Here is a 16991-nt window from a genome sequence, read left to right on the forward strand (position 1 = left end):
CCGGATTGAGTATACTCACTGTACGGTATACATAAGGGCATGCCTCGATATACGGATACAAGGCAGCGCATCGTCGCGGCGGCCTCGAAGCTCTTCTATGCGGAGGGGATCGGCCGCGTCAGCGTCGACGCCGTGGCGGAGAAGGCCGGCGTCACCAAGCGCACGCTCTATTATCATTTCCGGAGCAAGGACGATCTCATCGCCGCCTATCTCGATGCGCGGGACCAGCCCAACCTGAAGCAGATGGCGGGATGGTTCGCGTCAGCGGAGGGCGGGCTGGGAGAGAAGATCGCCGCCATCTTCGATGCCCTCGCCCGCGCGGCGCGCCATCCCAAATGGAAGGGCTGCGGCTTCCTGCGCACCACGGCGGAGCTGGCCGCCCTGCCCGGCCATCCGGCGGTGCGCATCGGCGCGCGGCACAAGGCCGGGTTCGAGGCGTGGCTCGCGACGGAGATCGAGGCGGTGGGCCTCGCCGACGGCAGGCCGCTGGCGCGGGAGATCCTGCTCCTGCTCGACGGCGCCTTCTCCGCCTCCCTCGTGCACCGCGATCCCGCCTATTTCCTCGCCGCCGGGCGTGCCGCGTCGAGCCTTGCCACCCTCCGCCTGAACGAGGCGGCGGCACAGGCCCACACGGCGCGGCGCCCGCGCCGTCGCGCCCAGGCCGAGACGCCGGAGCGGGCCTGAGACCAGGGGCCCGCGCCTACCCAAGGGCCTTTGAACAGGCCCGCCCGGCATCGGCGGAAGACCAGGCCGATGGTATCAGGCCTCGGCCGGGGCAGGCAGCACCTCGGCGATGATCTCGTAGGATCTCAGCCGCGCAGCGTGATCGAACACGTCGGAGACGATCATCACCTCGTCCACCTGCGTCTCCGCCACGAACGCCTCGAGGCCCGCCCGCACCGCCTGCGGCCCGCCCACCACGGACCGGGCGAGGAAGCGCCGGGCCTGCGCCTTCTCCATGGGGCTCCAATAGGTCTCGATATCGTCGATGGGCGGGCGGCTGAGGCCCCGGCTGCCGCGGAAGATATCGGTCACCGACATCTGCTGTGTGGTGGCGAGCCGGCGCGCCTCGGCATCGGTCTCGGCGGCGACCACGTTGATGCCCGCCATGGCATAGGGCTTCGCCAGCTGCGCCGAGGGTTGGAAACGCGCACGGTAGATATCGAGGGCCGGCAGCAGCTGCTCCGGCGCGAAATGCGAGGCGAAGGCATAAGGCAGGCCGAGGGCCGCCGCGAGCTGGGCACCGTAGGTGCTGGAGCCGAGGATCCACAGCGGCACCTGCGTTCCCGTGGCGGGGACCGCCCGCAGGGTCTGCCCCGGCTGCTCGGGAGCGAGATAGGCTTGAAGCTCCAGCACGTCATTGGGGAAATTGTCGGCATTCTCCAGGGAGCGGCGCAGCGCCCGCATGGTCACCTGGTCCGTGCCCGGCGCCCGCCCCAGGCCCAGGTCGATACGGCCGGGGAAGAGATGGGCGAGCGTGCCGAACTGCTCGGCGATCACCATCGGCGCGTGGTTGGGCAGCATGATGCCCCCCGCCCCCACGCGGATCGTGTGCGAGCCCGCTGCGATATGGGCAATGACCACCGCGGTGGCCGCGCTGGCGATGCCCGGCATGTTGTGGTGCTCCGCCACCCAGAAGCGGCGATAGCCCCAGCCCTCGGCATGGGCCGCGAGGTCGCGGGCATTGTCGAGGGCCTGCCGGGGGTCGAAGCCCTCACGCACGCGGACGAGATCGAGAATGGACCGGGAAACCATGGGTTCGGCCTGTCCTCTGGCAGGACGCCCGCCGGGCCGCATCGGCGGCAGGCCGTCTTTGGAAAGAAGTAGGAGCGTGCGGGCGCCTCGCCCCGGCGCCCGGTGTCGCGCTCCCGGCTGGGAGCTAAATAGGCATCGCCCGGCCGGAATGAAACCTCAGGCCGGCCGGCCCGCGTCACTCGGTGGCGAAGGTGGCGAGGATGAGCGCGCACAGGCCGGCGCCCACCCCGGCGGTGAGCCACCAGCCGCCGCCCACATAGGTGAGGGAACCGAGGGTGGAGCCGACAGCCCCGCACATGAAGGCAACCGTCATGAAGGCGGAATTGACCCGGCCCCGCGCCTCGGAAGTGAGGCCGTACACCGCCCGCTGGCTGAAGATCTGGTTCGCCTGCACCGAGGCGTCGAGCGCGATGGCGGAGAACACCAGCAGCGCCATGGCCCCGGTGGCGACGCTCCAGCCCGACAGGAGGAAGGACAGCCCCGTCACCGCCATGGCGATGCCGGTGGCAATGCGGGTGTGACCGCGGTCCCCCAGCCGGCCGGCCACCGGCGCCGCGAGCGCCCCGCCCGCCCCGGCGAGCGCGAACAAGGCGATGCCCGACTGGCTGAGGCCGAAGCGGTCGTGCAGCATCAGCGGCGCGGCGGTCCAGAACAGGTTGAAGACGGCGAACAGGGTGCCCTGATAGGCCGCCCGGCGCTTCAGCGTAGAGGATTTGACGAGCCAGGAGAGGATGGAGCGCAGGATGGCCCCGTAGCCGATGCCGGCATTGGGCTTGCGGGTGGGCAGCACCACCTTCAGCAGCACCAGGATGATCGCCATCGCCCCGATGGAGACGATGAACACCGAGCGCCAGCCGAAATGGGCAGCGAGGAAGGAGGCCAGCGGCCGGCACAGCATGATGCCGGCCAGAAGCCCGCTCATGATGTTGCCCAGCACCACGCCCCTCTTGTGCTCCGGGGTGAGGTGCGCCGCCAGTGGCACGAGGATCTGCGTGCCCACCGCGGTGACGCCCACGAGAAAGAAGGAGAGGAACAGGAGCGGCGGCGTGGGGCTGAGCACCACCCCCAGCAGGCTCAGGATCAGCACCGAATTGGTGATGAGGATGAGCCGCTTGTTCTCCAGCAGGTCGCCGAGGCACACGAGGAAGAACAGCCCCACGCCATAGCCCACCTGGGTGATGGTGACGAGGCTGCCGGCCAGGCTCTCCGGAATGCCGAGGTCCCGGGCGATCAGGCCGACGAGGGACTGGGAATAATAGAGGTTCGCCACCGTGACGCCGCAGGCGAGGGCGAACAAGGCGGTCACGGCCGGGGAGAGGCCGGCGGGCTGGGAAGGCCCGGCATCGGGAGCGGACAAGTCCGGGCCCGTCTGGCGGTGCAGGCGTTGGTCCATCCGTCAATCGTCCGGGAAAAGAGGGGCGCCCCCACCCCTCAGCGGCACAGGAATGCGAGCGCTGTGTGACGCCGCATCCTGCTCATAGCGGTGTTTGACGACGCCTCAAAGAGCGCCCGGCGGATGCCTCCCGGCGCACTCATGCCGTGAGCGCGCGGCGCAGCACCTTGCCCGAGCCGGTGCGCGGCAGGCTTTCCACGAAGATCCAGGCGCGCGGGCGCTTGTAATCGGCGAGCTGCGCGGCCGCGTGCGCCTCCAGCGCGGCAACCTCGGGGGCGGCGCCATCCTGCAACACCACGAAGGCGGTGATCACGGAGACGTCACCGGAGCGTGTCTCCTTCACCGCCACGTCGGCCACGTCCGGATGGCCGGCGATGGCCCGCTCCACCTCCTCCGGCGCGACCCGATAGCCGAAGGCGTTCATCTGGTCGTCGGCGCGGCCCTCGTACCAGAGGTAACCGTCGGCATCGAGATGGGCGAGGTCTCCGGTGAGGAACCACGGGCCGCGCATGACGGCCTGCGTCTCCGCGGGCAGGTTCCAGTAGCCGAGCATGAGGCCGGGGTCGGAGCGATGCACGGCGATGACGCCGGTTTCCCCAGCCGGAAGCGGCTCTTCGGCGGCAGGGCCCTGCCCTTCCATGGGCAGGATGGCGATGCGCCGGCCGGCCTGGGGCTTGCCGGGGCTGCCCGGCCGCGTGGGCACCGAGGGGCCGGAGGAGATGTAGGTGGAAATCTCGCTCATCCCCAGCGCCTCGTAGAGCTGGCGGCCGGTGGCCTCGATCCAGTCGTGGTGGAGGGTCGGCTTCAGCGCCTCGCCGGCGGTGAGGCCGTGGCGCAAGACGGGGAAGCGCGCAGGCGTGACGGCCGCATATTTGAGGATGCGGCGGTAGAGGCTCGGCACGGCGGCGAACAAGGTCGCCTGCGTCACCTCCAGAAGGTCGGGCCAGGCCTCCACCGGCCGCTCGCCCAGATGCACGATGCTGGTGGCGCCCACCGACCAGGGATCCATGAGGCCGGCGCCCAGGGTGTAGGTCCAGTTGAACGCCCCGGCGTGGAACAGGCGGTCATCCGCCTTCAGCCCGTACCAGGCCTCCCGCATGGGCCGGCGGCCCCAGGCCACCCTCTGAGCATGGGCGACGCCCTTGGGCCGCCCGCTGGTCCCGGAGGTGTAGACGAGGAAGGCGAGGTCATCCGCCGCGGTGTCGGCAAAGCCCGCCGGCGATGCGGCCAGCAGCCGCTCGATGTCGGCCGGGCCGAGCATGCGGGCGCCGTGCGGCTCGGTGGGCAAAGCGCAGGAACCGTCGCCCACCACGATCCGCGCGCCGGAATCGGCGAGGATCAGGTTCAGCTCGTGTGCCGTGAGCTGGATGGAGGTGGGGATGGGCGCGAGGCCGGCGGCGATGGCGCCGAAGAACACCAGCGGGAAGGTGGAGGTATTGCCGATGCGCAGCAGCACCCGCGCCCCGCGCTCCAGCCCGAAGGCCGCAAAGCCTCCGGCAACCCGGGCCACCGCCGCCTCGATGTCGCCGTAGCTCCAGGTCTCGACGATCCGTCCCTCCGGCCCCTCGGCCACCAGCAGGGCCGGCTTCTCCCGTCCCACCCCCGAGCCCAGGCAGTAGCGGGCGAGGTTGAAGGCGGCAGGCACGGGATCGAGCACGGCGGGGGCCACGGAAGGAGGGCAGGAGTTGGTCATGCGGGTGTCGTCTTGCTCGCGTCGGATCGCGCATCATGGCCCCGGCGCCGCCTGCGGCGCCAGCCCCCGCTCATCGAGCGAGGAAGCCGCCGTCCACCGGCAGGGTGTGGCCGGTGATCATCGCGGCCATCGGGCTCGCGAGGAACAGGATGGCATCCGCCACCTCCTCCGGCTCGGCGAGGCGGCCGAGAGGCATCAGGCCTTCCAGCGCCGCGAGCCGCTCGGGATCCTGCAGCAGCGGAGCGATGAAGGGCGTGCGCACCCAGGTGGGGGCGACCGCGTTCACCCGCACGCCGGCGGGGGCAAGCTCCATGGCGAGCCCCCGTGTGAAATTGACGATGGCGCCCTTGCTGGCCTGATAGGCGGGGTTGGGATAGGTGCCGCCCCCGGACAGGCCCATGATGGAGGCCACGTTCACCATGGCCCCGCCCTGCGCCCTCAGCAGCGGCACCGCGGCGCGGGCGCACAGGAAGGCGCCGGTGACATTCACCGCGAACACCTTCTCCCAGTCCGAAAGCTCAAGCTCGGTGATGCCCTTGCGGATGGAGAGGCCGGCATTGTTTACCAGCACGTCGAGCCGCCCGAATTCCACCCTCACCGCATCGAAAGCACCGGCGACGGCGGCCTCGTCGGTCACGTCGAGGGCAAGGCCCGACGCCTTGCCGCCGTCCTGCCGCAGCGCCTCGGCGGCGGCGCCGGCGGCGGCCGCGTCCCGGTCGGTGAGCACCGCATGGGCCCCGCACTGCGCGAAAGCGGTCGCCGCGGCAAGGCCGATGCCGCTTGCCGCGCCGGTGACCAGCACCACCTGGCCGGAAAAATCGAGATCCGCCGCCATCTGCCCCCGCCTCCTGATTCTGCGGGCGGAATGATTTCACATTGAGGCGAGAATTGCGCCGGGGCGAGCCCCTCGCTCATACCCTCGCCCAAAGGCCGGTTGATATTTTCCCGCAGATCGCATCGAAAGGCGCGGGCGGCGCTTGCAGCGGCGGATCGGACGGGAGCGGCCGGAATGGAACTCGGCGTGTATACCTTCGCGGATGTAAGCCCCGACCCGGCAACGGGTGTGGCGATCACCCCCGGCCAGCGCCTGCGCAACCTGATGGAGGAGATCGAGCTCGCCGATCAGGTGGGGCTCGACGTGTTTGGCCTCGGCGAGCACCACCGCGCCGACTATGCCGTCTCCGCACCCGCCGTGGCCCTTGCCGCCGCCGCCAGCCGCACGCGGCGCATCAAGCTCGCAAGCGCGGTGACGGTGCTGTCCTCCGACGATCCGGTGCGGGTGCATGAGCAGTTCGCCACGCTGGACCTGCTCTCCGGCGGCCGTGCCGAGATCATGGTGGGGCGCGGCTCCTTCATCGAATCCTTCCCGCTGTTCGGCTACGACCTGCGGGATTACGATGCCCTCTTCGCCGAAAATCTCGATCTCCTGCTCCGCATCCGCGCCAGCGAGCGCGTGTCCTGGCCCGGCGGCCACCGCCCCGCCATCGCCGATCTCGGCGTCTATCCGCGGCCGGAGCGGAAGATCCCCTTGTGGATCGCAGTGGGCGGCACCCCCCAGTCCGCGGTGCGGGCCGGCGCGCTGGGCCTGCCGCTCGCGCTTGCCATCATCGGCGGGGAGCCGGCGCGGTTCGCCTCGTTCCTGCACATCTACCGCGAGGCGGCGCAGGGCTCCCTGGTCGCCCCCGAGCGGATCGCGGTGGGCATCCACGCCCATGGCTTCCTCGCCGAGAGCCGGGAAGCGGCGGCGCAGGCCTATTATCCGGCCTATTCCCAATCCATGAACCGCCTGGGGCGTGAGCGCGGCTGGCCGCCCATGACCCGTGAGCAGTTCGACCGCTCCACCGCCCTGCGCAACCACCTCGTGCTCGGCGGGCCGGATGAGATGATCGAGAAGATCCTCTACCAGCACGAGCTGTTCCGGCACGACCGCTTCCTCATCCAGTTCGCCATCGGCGCGGTCGCGCACGCGGACGTCCTGAAGGCCATCGAGCTGTTCGGGACCAGGGTCGCCCCGGCCGTGCGCAAGGCGCTGGCGCCGCAGGCCACGCCGGGCGTGGCCTGACCCCCTTTTCCCTTCCGCTGGGGCACATATCGCGTCGCCGCATTCGCGGGCATCATCCCACCATGGCAGATCCCATCACCCAGCCCCGCCGGCGCGCGCGCAACCCTGTCCTCGCTGCGCTGCGCCTCGCCTTCCGGCTCGTCTGCGGCATCATCATCCTGCTCGACGAGCTGGTGCGCCCGCTCTACCGGCCGCTGCTCGACCGCCTCGCCGCATTGAAGCTGATGCAGGCCTTCGAGCGCTGGGTGAGCAGCCTGCCGCCCTATGCCATCCTCGTGCTCATCGCCGTTCCCTACGGCGTGGTGGAGCCGGTGAAGTTCCTGGCGCTCATTCACATGGCCAACGGGCACGTGCGCACGGGCACCGCCCTGTTCCTGTTCGCCCATCTGGTCAGCTTCGTGCTCATCGAGCGCATCTTCACCGCCGGCAAGGCGCAGCTGATGACGGTGCGCTGGATGGCCTGGGGCATCGAGACCGCGGCCTCCGTGCATCGCTCGGTGGTCGAATGGTTGAAGCTCGCGGAGCTGAAGCGCAAGGCCAAGGCGATCTGGCGCTGGGTGCGCATGCGCGTGCGGTGACCCGTCCATTCACGGCGGGCGTTACTCGAACACCCGCGCCTCGTCGTCCATGCCGGCGCGCCCCTGGGGGCGGGAGGCGTGGCGGCGGAAGGCGGCTGGCGTCTCGCCGAAGCGGGCCTTGAAGGCGCGGCCGAAGTGGGAGCCGTCGGCGAAGCCCAGGTCGGCGGCGATCCGCCCGGCGGAGGCCTTGGTGTTGGCGAGCATCCAGCGCGCATGCTTCAGGCGGAGCGCCAGGTAGCTCTCCTGCGGGCTTTCCCCCAGCCGCTCCGCGAACAGGCGTTCCAGCTGGCGCGCGCTCACCGCCAGCGCATCCGCCAGCGCGGCGATGGGCAAAGGCTCGGCGAGGTTCTGCTCCATCAGCAGCAAAGCGCGGGAGACGCGGGCGTCGTCCACGGTGCCCTCGGCGAGGCGGGGGGCGGGCTGGGCGCTCTCGGCCGAGCGCGGCCGGTCGATGAGCAGGATGTTGAGCGCCTTCTGCGCCACCGCCGCGCCGAGATGCTCGGTGACCAGCCGGGCCGCAAGGTCCGCCACCCCCGCCCCGCCGGAGCAGGTGATGCGATCGCCGTCCACCACGAACAATTGGTCCGCCACCGGCACCAGGGCGGGGAACTCCTCCAGGAAGTCGCGATAATGGTACCAGCTGACGCAGCATTTGCGCTGCGCCATCAGCCCCAGCCGGCACAGCACGAAGGAGCCGGTGCACACCCCCACCAGTGTCACGCCCGCTTTCGCCGCGCGGGTCAGGTAAGCGCCGATGGCCGGGGCGAGCGGCGGCATGCCGTGGAGCAGCCCGCCCACCACCACGATGTAGTCGAAACCCGCCGGGTCCGTGAGGTCCGAGGTGGGCTGGATGTCGATGCCGCAGGAGGAGCGCGCCGGCCGCCGGCCCGGGCTCATCACCTGCCAGGAGCAGTCGATGGGGCGCGAGCGGTCGCCCTTGTCGCCGGCGAGGCGCAGCACGTCCACGAAGCTGGAAAAGGCCGTGAGCGTGAAATTGTGCATCAGCACGAAGCCCACGCGGAGCTTCGCGCTTGCGGGGGGACGGGGGAGCGGCAGATGTCGCATCTGTTCCAGACTGGGGTCGCACCACGCCGAGATCAAGGCGCGGACCACATGCATCATTCGAGCATCGCCCCCGTCCCGGGGAAGGTCAAGGCGCCTCAGGCAGGCCGGCATCCGGGTCCCGGATGACCTTGCGCGGCCACGGCCGCCACCCGGGATGCGAAGGGCGCGCAAGCACCCCGTCGGAGGAAGCGGATGACCAGCGTGTTCGACCTCTTCAAGATCGGCATCGGGCCATCCTCCTCGCATACCGTAGGCCCCATGGTGGCGGCGCGGCGCTTCCGCGACGCCCTGCCGGACGGGACCGCGCAGGTCACCGCCGAGCTGTTCGGCTCGCTGGCCTGGACCGGCAAGGGCCACGGCTCCGACCAGGCCATCTGCCTCGGCCTCATGGGGGCCAGGCCGGAGACGCTGGACTCGGATGAGGTGCCGGTGCTGGTCGCCCGCCTCGCCATCCAGAAGTTCATCGAGGTGAATGGCACCCGCATCGCCTTCGATGCCGAGCGGGACCTGGTCTTCGATTTCGACACGCTCCTGCCGCTGCATTCCAACGGCATGCGCTTCCGCGCCTTCGCCGAGGGCGGCGCGCGCCTCGACGAGCGTGTGTTCTATTCCATCGGTGGCGGCTTCGTGGTGGAGGAAGGCGAGCCGCGCGAAGCCGCGCCGCAGGCGACCGCCTACCCCTTCGCCACCGCCGCCGAGATGCTCTCCGCCTGCGCCCGCACCGGCCTTTCGGTGGCGGAGCTGCAGATGGCGAACGAATGCGCCCTGCGCCCCCGCGCCGAGGTGGAAGCGGGGCTCGATGCCATCATCGCCGCCATGTTCGCCGCCATCGATCGCGGCCTGTCGCGGGAGGGCGCCCTGCCCGGCCGGCTCAGGGTGAAGCGCCGGGCCAAGGCGATCCGCGACCAGCTGGAGGCCGACCGCCTCGCCAACCACCGCCCGCCCCACGAGGTGATGGACTGGGTCTCCGTCTTCGCCATGGCGGTGAACGAGGAGAATGCCGCGGGCGGGCGCATCGTCACTGCCCCCACCAACGGGGCGGCGGGCATCGTTCCGGCGGTGCTGCGCTATGTGCGCGACATCTGCCCCGAGACCACCCACGATCAGCTGCGCGAATTCCTGCTGGCCGCCGCCGCCGTGGGCGGGCTCATCAAGCGCAACGCCTCCATCTCGGGCGCGGAAGTTGGCTGCCAGGGCGAGGTGGGCTCCGCCGCCTCCATGGCCGCGGCGGGCCTTGCCGCGGTGCTGGGCGCAAGCCCGGAGCAGATCGAGAACGCCGCCGAGATCGCCATGGAGCACCATCTCGGCATGACCTGCGACCCCATCGGCGGGCTGGTGCAGATCCCCTGCATCGAGCGCAACGCCTTCGGCGCCAACAAGGCCATCGCCGCCGCCTCCCTCGCGCTCCGGGGCAACGGCATCCACCACGTCTCCCTCGACCAGGTGATCGAGACCATGCGCCAGACCGGCGCCGACATGCAGTCCAAATACAAGGAAACCTCGCAGGGCGGCCTCGCGGTCAACGTGCCGGAATGCTGAGGGAGCAGCCAACCGGGGAGTGCCCCAGGCGCACCCCACAAGCGACACCGAAGGTGGAGCGCCGATCCGGGGCCCAGGGATCCGGGGCCCAGGGGGAAAGTCGGCGAAGCCGGCCATATCCGCCGCGTCATCCGATCAAGCCGCCTGCGGCGAACCGTTGCGCTGGGCCCCGCCTCTCCTTCCGCTGATCGCTCCAGTCGACCGGGGCACGAGACCACCCTTCCAACCCATCCCATCCAGAAGGACGAACGCCAAATGAACCTCCACGTTTCTCCCGCGCCCGCCACCGACACCGCCGTGTTCGACGCCATCCGCGCCGAGCTCTCCCGCCAGCAGGACCAGATCGAGCTGATCGCCTCCGAGAACATCGTCTCCGAGGCCGTTCTGGCCGCGCAGGGCTCGGTGCTCACCAACAAGTATGCCGAGGGCCTGCCCGGCAAGCGCTACTACGGCGGCTGCGAGCACGTGGACGTGGTGGAGGAGATCGCCATCGACCGCGCGAAGCAGCTTTTCGGCGCCGGCTTCGCCAATGTGCAGCCCCACTCGGGCGCGCAGGCCAACGGCGCGGTGCTGATGGCCCTGCTCCAGCCCGGCGACACGATCCTTGGCATGTCGCTGGCGGCCGGCGGCCACCTCACCCATGGCGCGCCGCCCACCCTCTCGGGCAAGTGGTTCAACGCCATCGGCTACGGCGTCACCCGCGACACCGCCCTCATCGACTATGACGAGGTGGAGCGCCTCGCCCTCACCCACAAGCCGAAGCTCATCATCGCCGGCGGCTCCTCCTACCCGCGCATCATCGATTTCGCCCGCTTCCGCGCCATCGCCGACCAGGTGGGCGCGTATCTGATGGTGGATGCCGCCCACTATGCCGGCCTCATCGTGGCGGGGGCCTATCCCTCCCCCTTCCCCCACGCCCATGTGGTCACCACCACCACCCACAAGACCCTGCGCGGCCCGCGCGGCGGCATGATCCTCACCAATGACGAGGCGCTGGCGAAGAAGCTCAACTCCGCCGTCTTCCCCGGCCTGCAGGGCGGCCCGCTGATGCATGTCATCGCCGCCAAGGCCGTGGCCTTCGGAGAGGCGCTCTCGCCGGAGTTCCGCACCTATGCGCTGAAGGTGGTCTCCAACGCCCGGGCGCTGGCGGCCCGCCTCGCGGCGCGCGGCGCGGCCATCGTCTCCGGCGGCACGGACAGCCACATGGTGCTGGTGGACCTGCGGCCCTTCGGCGTCACCGGCAAGGCGGCGGAAGCGGCCCTCGAGCGCGCCGGCCTGACCTGCAACAAGAACGGCATCCCGTTCGATCCCGAGAAGCCGTTCGTGACCTCCGGCATCCGCCTCGGCACGCCGGCGGGCACGACACGGGGCTTCGGCATCGAGGAATTCGAGACCATCGGCGACCTCATCGCCGACGTGCTCCAGGGCCTCGCCGCCAACGGCGCGGAAGCCAACGGCAAGGCGGAGGTCGCCGCCCGCGCCAAGGTGCGCGAATTGTGCGCCCGCTTCCCGCTCTATGCGGGGATGTGAGGAGCCCCGTGTCCCGGCCGACTGAAGCGTGAGCGGAAGGAGAGCCGGGACCCAGCGCAAGAAGCTGCCGAAGGCGCATCTTCGCCCGAGCGCGTGAAGCTATCGCCTGCTTCGCAGCAACTTTGCGCTGGGTCCCGTCTCGGCGCTCCGCGTTCGTCGTCGCTGGGCCGGGACACGCCAAGTCGCATCCATTCCAAAACCCGGTCGCATTTCGACGAGAACGCCGCCGCGGCCGGGCGCATCCTGCGATGCAGAAAACGAGGACTTGAGGTCCAATGCGCCGCTTTTCCATCTCCTCCCTTCTCACCGAGGCCCTGAACGCCCACCAGGGCTGGGGCCGCCAGTGGCGCAATCCCGCGCCGAAGGTCGCCTACGACGCCATCATCATCGGTGGCGGCGGCCACGGCCTCGGCGCCGCCTACTACCTCGCCAAGGAGCACGGGCTCACCAACATCGCGGTGCTGGAGAAAGGCTGGATCGGCGGCGGCAATGCGGGGCGCAACACCACCATCATCCGCTCCAACTACCTCTATGACGAAAGCGCCGCGCTCTTCGAGCATGCGGTGAAGCTGTGGGAGGGCCTCTCGCAGGACCTCAACTACAACGTCATGTTCTCCCAGCGCGGCGTGCTGATGCTGGCGCACAATCTGCACGACGTGCAGAGCTTCAAGCGCCACGTCTATTCCAACCGGCTCAACGGCATCGACAACGAGTGGATGACACCGGAAGAGGCGAAGGACTTCTGCCCGCCGCTGAACATCTCCCCGGACATCCGCTACCCGGTGCTGGGCGCGGCGCTCCAGCGGCGCGGCGGCACGGCCCGCCACGACGCGGTGGTGTGGGGCTATGCCCGCGGCGCCGACGCGCTGGGCGTGGACATCATCCAGAATTGCGAGGTCACCGCCATCACCCGCGGCCCGGACGGGGCGGTGACTGGGGTGGAAACCTCGCGTGGGTCAATAAAGACGAAGAAGATCGGCGTATCCGTGGCCGGTCACACCTCCATGGTGATGGGCATGGCCGGCGTGCGGATGCCGCTGGAGAGCTTCCCGCTGCAGGCGCTGGTGTCGGAGCCGGTGAAGCCGTGCTTCCCCTGCGTGCTCATGTCCAATGCCGTGCACGCCTACATCTCCCAGTCGGACAAGGGCGAGCTCGTCATCGGCGCGGGCACGGACCAGTACGTCTCCTACAGCCAGCAGGGCGGCCTGCACATCACCACCCACACGCTGGATGCCATCTGCGAGCTGTTCCCGCAGTTCAACCGCATGAAGATGCTGCGCTCCTGGGGCGGCATCGTGGACGTGACGCCGGACCGCTCCCCCATCATCGGCAAGACGCCGGTGAAGGGCCTGTATGTGAACTGCGGCTGGGGCACCGGCGGCTTCAAGGCGACACCGGGCTCGGCCCATGTGTTCGCGCACACCATCGCCCGCGACGAGCCCCACCCCATCAACGCCCCCTTCACCCTCGACCGCTTCCGCACCGGCCGCCTCATCGACGAGGCGGCGGCCGCGGCGGTGGCGCACTGAGGTTCCGCGAATGCTCCTCGTCCCCTGCCCTTACTGCGGCCCCCGCCCCGAGGTGGAATTCCACTGCGGCGGCGAAGCCCACATCGCCCGCCCCGCCGACCCGAGCGCCCTCGATGACGCCGCCTGGGCCGAATACCTGTTCATCCGCAAGAGCCCGAAGGGCGTTCACGCCGAGCGCTGGCTCCATGCCCACGGCTGCGGGCGCTGGTTCAATGCCCTGCGCAACACCATCAGCGATGCCTTTATCGTGAGCTACGAGATGGGCCAGCCGCGCCCCGACCTGACCCGGCAGGGAGACAAGTGATGGCCCAGGACTATCGCCTCCCCCGCGGCGGCCGCATCGACCGCGCCAAGCCGCTGACCTTCGCTTTCAACGGCCGGACCGTGGAGGGCTTTGCCGGCGACACCGTCGCCTCGGCCATGCTGGCCAACGGCATCCGCCTCATGGGCCGCTCGTTCAAGTATCACCGCCCGCGCGGCGTGCTGACCCACGGCGCGGACGAGCCGAACGCGCTGCTGAAGGTGGACCGCGGGCCGGGCCGGGTGGACCCCAACAACCGCGCCACGGTCATCGACGCGGTGGCCGGCCTCAAGGTCTCCTCGCAGAACCACTGGCCGTCGCTGGAGCACGACGTCGGCGCAGTGAACAACCTCGTGTCGCCGGTGCTGGTGGCGGGGTTCTACTACAAGACCTTCATGTGGCCCCGCTCCTTCTGGGACAAGGTCTACGAGCCGAACATCCGCGCCGCCGCCGGCCTCGGCGTCGCCCCCGACGCGCCCGACGCCGACCGCTACGTCCACCGCAACACCCATTGCGACGTGCTGGTGGTGGGCGCGGGCCCGGCGGGCCTCGCCGCAGCGCTCGCCGCCTCCGAGGCGGGCAAGCGCGTGATCCTCGCCGACGAGCAGGCGGAGATGGGCGGCAGCCTGCTGCACGACCTTTCCTCCACCATCGACGGCAAGAGCGCGGCGGACTTCGTGGCGGAGGCGCTCGCGACCCTCGCCGCGCGCAGGAACGTGACTCTGCTGCCGCGCACCACCACGTTCGGCTATTACAACCACAACCACATCGTGCTCACCGAGCGCGTCACGGACCATCTCGCCAAGCCCGATCCCAAGCTGCCGCGCGAGCGGCTGTGGCAGGTGCGGGCGAAGGAGGTGGTGCTCGCCACCGGCTCTCACGAGCGGCCGCTGGCCTTCGCCGACAACGACCGCCCCGGCATCATGCTGGCCGAGAGCGTGCGCGTGTACGTGAACCGCTACGGCGTCGCGCCGGGCCGGCGGATCGTCTTCGCCACCAACGGCGCCTCCGCCTATCGCGCGGCGGCCGACGCCAAGGCGGCCGGCCTCGACGTGACCATCGTAGACACCCGCCCCGAGCGCGCCATCGGCCCCGAGCGGGCGCTGGCGCAGGGGATCGAGATCCTCGCGGGCCACACGGTGGTCGGCTCCACGGGCTCGAAGGCGGTCACCGGCCTCATCGTCGCCCCGGTCACCGCCGGCAAGGGCGTCGGCGCGCGCCGTACCCTCGCCTGCGACTGCGTGGGCGTCTCCGGCGGCTGGACGCCGGCGGTGCACCTGTTCTCCCAGTCCCGCGGCAAGCTCGTCTTCCGCGAGGAGATCGACGCCTTCGTGCCGGGCACCTCGGCGCAGGCGGAGCGCTCCGCCGGCTCGGCGAAGGGCACCTATGACCTCGCCGACGTCCTTGCCGAAGGCTGGGCCGCGGGGGCGGAAGCCGCCGGCATCTCCGGCACCCGGCGCTTCGCCGCCACGCCCGCGACGCCCACCGGCTTCGTGCCCGTGCGCGTGCTGCCCACCGATGGGGACGCGAAGAAGGTGCGCGCCTTCCTCGACTTCCAGAACGACGTGACCGCCAAGGACATCCGCCTTGCCGTGCGCGAGGGGTTCGAGAGCGTCGAGCACGTCAAGCGCTACACCACCAACGGCATGGCGACAGACCAGGGCAAGACCTCCAACATGGCCGCCCTCGGCCTCATCTCGGAGATCCTGGAAAAGCCGGTGCCGCAGGTGGGCACCACCACCTTCCGCCCGCCCTACACGCCGGTCACCTTCGGCGCCATCATCGGCTCGGCGCGGGGCGAATTGTTCGATCCCATCCGCACCGCGCCGCTGCATGCATGGGCGCAGGAGCACGGAGCGAGGTTCGAGAACGTGTCGCTGTGGCGCCGCGCCTGGTACTTCCCCAAGGCCGGCGAGGACCTGCACGCCGCGGTGAACCGCGAGTGCAAGGCGGTGCGCGCGGGGGTGGGCATCTTCGATGCCTCCACCCTGGGCAAGATCGAGGTGGTGGGCCCGGATGCGGCAGAGTTCATGAACCGCATCTATCCCAATGCCTGGCTGAAGCTGGAGCCCGGCAAGTGCCGCTACGGCCTGATGCTGAAGGAAGACGGCTTCATCTTCGACGACGGCGTGGTGGCGCGCATCGCCGATGACCGCTTCCACGTGACCACCACCACCGGCGGCGCGCCGCGGGTGATGGCTCACATGGAGGACTATCTCCAGACCGAGTGGCCGGACCTGAAGGTCTATGTCACCTCCACCACCGAGGAATGGGCGGTGATCGCCTTGCAGGGGCCGAAGGCGCGCGAGGTGCTCGCGCCCTTCGTCACCGGCATCGACCTGTCGGCGGAGGCCTTCCCGCACATGTCGGTGCGGGTGGGTGAGATCCTCGGCGTGCCGACGCGGCTCATGCGCGTGTCCTTCACCGGCGAGCTCGGCTACGAGATCAACGTGCCGGCGGACCACGCGCGGGCGGTGTGGGAGGCGCTCTACGACCACGGCCAGCGCTTCGGCATCACCCCCTACGGCACAGAGACGATGCATGTGCTGCGCGCCGAGCGCGGCTTCATCATCGTCGGCCAGGAGACGGACGGCACGGTGACGCCGGAGGACCTCGGCCTCTCCGGCATGGTCTCGAAGATGAAGAAGGACTTCGTGGGCAAGCGCTCCCTGGTGCGGCCCGACATGGCCCTGCCCGACCGCAAGCAGCTGGTGGGCCTGCAATCCCTCGACGGCCGCACGGTGCTGGACGAGGGCGCGCAGGTGGTCGCCGACACCGCCCAGCCGCTGCCCATGAAGATGCTGGGGCATGTCACCTCGTCCTACTTCAGCGCCAATCTCGGCCACCCCATCGCCATGGCGCTGGTTTCGGGCGGGCGGGCGCGCATGGGCGAGACGCTGCATGTGACGACGCCCGGGGGCTTTACCGCGGTGAAGGTGGTGGCGCCGGTGTTCTTCGACGCCGAAGGAAAGCGCGTGAACGGCATTGCCGAAGGAGCGATCCATGCTTGATACGACCACCACGGCGCACCGCACGCCCATCCTCGCGCAGGGCACAGGCGGCATCGTCTCCCCCTTGCCGCCGGCCGACCGCTTCGTGCTGCGGCTGAAGGGCTTCTCCGGCACCGCCGGGGATTTCGACCTCACCGGCCCCCTCAACAGCGTCCGTGGCACGCCGGCGCACTTTGCCGCCCGGCTGGGGCCGGACGAGTGGCTGCTGGTGTGCCCCGAAGGCGAAGGCGCCGCCGCGCAGGCGGCCCTGGAGGCAGACCTCGCGGGCCAGTTCTTCTCCCTGGTGGACGTGGGGCACCGCAACGTCGCCGTCGCCGTCACCGGCCCCCATGCGGCGGACGTGCTGAACGCGGGCATCGCCCTCGACCTGTCGGATGCCGCCTTCCCGGCCGGTTCCGCTACCCGCACCCTGCTCGGCAAGGCGGACGTGGTGGTGGTGCGCATCGGCGACGGCTTCCGCGTGGAGAGCTGGCGCTCCTTCGCGCCTTATATGCACGCCTTCCTCGCCGATGCGGCGCAGGAATTCGCCTGAGCA

The 16991-nt window shown here is 70.2% G+C and carries 14 protein-coding genes; 9 read left to right on the forward strand and 5 right to left on the reverse strand.

All coding sequences use genetic code 11. The features are described 5' to 3' along the window. The first annotated feature begins 39 nt into the window (after positions 1-39). Positions 40-684, forward strand: a complete 645-nt coding sequence (locus V5F59_RS15645; RefSeq protein ID WP_393976132.1) for a TetR/AcrR family transcriptional regulator — start codon at positions 40-42, stop codon at positions 682-684. A gap of 75 nt (positions 685-759) precedes the next feature. Here the strand turns inward: V5F59_RS15645 and V5F59_RS15650 are convergent, their stop codons facing one another. From V5F59_RS15650 to V5F59_RS15665, 4 genes are all read right to left on the reverse strand, one after another. Then, positions 760-1755, reverse strand: a complete 996-nt coding sequence (locus tag V5F59_RS15650; RefSeq protein WP_393976133.1) for an LLM class flavin-dependent oxidoreductase — start codon at positions 1753-1755, stop codon at positions 760-762. Between the two features lie 175 nt (positions 1756-1930). Next, on the reverse strand, positions 1931-3148 hold the full coding sequence (locus V5F59_RS15655) for an MFS transporter (protein ID WP_393976134.1): 1218 nt from the start codon (positions 3146-3148) through the stop codon (positions 1931-1933). A gap of 139 nt (positions 3149-3287) precedes the next feature. Next, a complete protein-coding gene (locus V5F59_RS15660; RefSeq protein WP_393976135.1) occupies positions 3288-4841 on the reverse strand; it encodes a class I adenylate-forming enzyme family protein in 1554 nt (517 codons plus the stop codon). Between the two features lie 70 nt (positions 4842-4911). Continuing rightward, complete coding sequence (locus V5F59_RS15665) at positions 4912-5676, reverse strand: SDR family NAD(P)-dependent oxidoreductase (RefSeq protein ID WP_393976136.1); 765 nt, start codon at positions 5674-5676, stop codon at positions 4912-4914. A gap of 174 nt (positions 5677-5850) precedes the next feature. Between V5F59_RS15665 and V5F59_RS15670 the strand changes: the two genes are divergently transcribed. Then, entirely contained in the window at positions 5851-6903 is a 1053-nt protein-coding gene (locus tag V5F59_RS15670) for an Atu2307/SP_0267 family LLM class monooxygenase (RefSeq protein WP_393976137.1), read from the forward strand. 62 nt (positions 6904-6965) lie between these two features. Beyond that, the gene (locus V5F59_RS15675) at positions 6966-7481 is read left to right on the forward strand and encodes a hypothetical protein (protein ID WP_393976138.1); all 516 of its coding nucleotides are present in this window, start codon (positions 6966-6968) and stop codon (positions 7479-7481) included. A 21-nt stretch (positions 7482-7502) separates the two neighbouring features. On the opposite strand, the gene V5F59_RS15680 is transcribed toward V5F59_RS15675, so the two are convergent. After that, positions 7503-8498 (reverse strand): GlxA family transcriptional regulator, encoded by a 996-nt coding sequence (locus V5F59_RS15680; RefSeq protein WP_393976139.1) that lies wholly within the window; start codon positions 8496-8498, stop codon positions 7503-7505. Positions 8499-8738: 240 nt separating this feature from the next. On the opposite strand from V5F59_RS15680, the gene V5F59_RS15685 reads away from it, so the two are divergent. From V5F59_RS15685 to V5F59_RS15710, 6 genes are all read left to right on the forward strand, one after another. Beyond that, entirely contained in the window at positions 8739-10085 is a 1347-nt protein-coding gene (locus V5F59_RS15685; protein ID WP_393976140.1) for an L-serine ammonia-lyase, read from the forward strand. 255 nt (positions 10086-10340) lie between these two features. Beyond that, positions 10341-11615: a serine hydroxymethyltransferase gene (gene glyA, locus V5F59_RS15690; RefSeq protein ID WP_393976141.1), complete on the forward strand. Its 1275-nt coding sequence runs from the start codon at positions 10341-10343 to the stop codon at positions 11613-11615. A gap of 275 nt (positions 11616-11890) precedes the next feature. Further along, positions 11891-13144, forward strand: a complete 1254-nt coding sequence (locus tag V5F59_RS15695; RefSeq protein WP_393976142.1) for a sarcosine oxidase subunit beta family protein — start codon at positions 11891-11893, stop codon at positions 13142-13144. Between the two features lie 10 nt (positions 13145-13154). Continuing rightward, positions 13155-13448, forward strand: coding sequence for a sarcosine oxidase subunit delta (locus tag V5F59_RS15700; protein WP_393976143.1), 294 nt, complete (start codon positions 13155-13157; stop codon positions 13446-13448). Next, positions 13448-16456 (forward strand): sarcosine oxidase subunit alpha family protein, encoded by a 3009-nt coding sequence (locus V5F59_RS15705; protein ID WP_393976144.1) that lies wholly within the window; start codon positions 13448-13450, stop codon positions 16454-16456. Before V5F59_RS15700 ends, V5F59_RS15705 begins: the two co-directional genes overlap by 1 nt. Further along, entirely contained in the window at positions 16449-16988 is a 540-nt protein-coding gene (locus tag V5F59_RS15710) for a sarcosine oxidase subunit gamma (protein WP_393976145.1), read from the forward strand. Before V5F59_RS15705 ends, V5F59_RS15710 begins: the two co-directional genes overlap by 8 nt. Positions 16989-16991: the final 3 nt, after the last annotated feature.

The sequence above is a fragment of the Xanthobacter nonsaccharivorans genome, from assembly GCF_043194755.2.
Taxonomy (GTDB): domain Bacteria; phylum Pseudomonadota; class Alphaproteobacteria; order Rhizobiales; family Xanthobacteraceae; genus Xanthobacter; species Xanthobacter autotrophicus_G.